A 603-nucleotide genomic window follows, 5' to 3' on the forward strand; every position below is an offset into this window, starting at 1 on the left:
TTCTCGAACGCTTCGAGAAGCAGACGGTATTTCTCGCCGAAGCCGAGATAGGCATTCTTGACCTTTTCGGCCGTAACGTATGACTCCCGGTCGCAGATATCCTGATAGTGCTTGCCGATCTGGGTGCGGATGTTGTCCAGATGGCGGTTGATGCGATCCGCTTCGAGGCTGCGGCCCTTGGCGCGGCCGCCGCTGACCTCCCAAAGCATCTCCGGAACGGAGAGCTTCGCGCTGAACTGGGCGATGCTACCGTTGACCGTGATGCGACCCATGACAGGGACGACTTTCTGATCTTTGTCTTTGTTCCTTTTAAGGTAGAACAGAACCTTGAACGTGCTACGCATAAACTCTGCTTTTTAGGGTTGCAAAAATAATTTCAGCAGAGTCGCATGTCAAGATGAATAGAGATGCAAGAAACTGAAAATCACGTTTCTATGAATAATAGAGCAAAAGAAACGAGGTAACGATTTGGAAACCGAAACCTCGTTTAACATTACCTTATTCTACTTTTTTTCTAAAACAAAGGTACTGAAGAAAAGTGTATAATTATTTGATTATCTTTTGCTTTACACTTTTTTATACCTCTGTTTTTTATCCCCGGAA

General features: G+C 45.4%; 1 protein-coding gene. It reads right to left on the reverse strand.

Going from position 1 to position 603, the window contains the following annotated elements:
• Positions 1-344, reverse strand: a 344-nt coding sequence (locus tag DW189_RS14195; RefSeq protein WP_259295451.1) for an Arm DNA-binding domain-containing protein, incomplete at its 3' end; no start/stop codon positions are given.
• Positions 345-603: the final 259 nt, after the last annotated feature.

Source organism: Alistipes sp. AM16-43, assembly GCF_003435745.1.
Taxonomy (GTDB): domain Bacteria; phylum Bacteroidota; class Bacteroidia; order Bacteroidales; family Rikenellaceae; genus Alistipes; species Alistipes onderdonkii.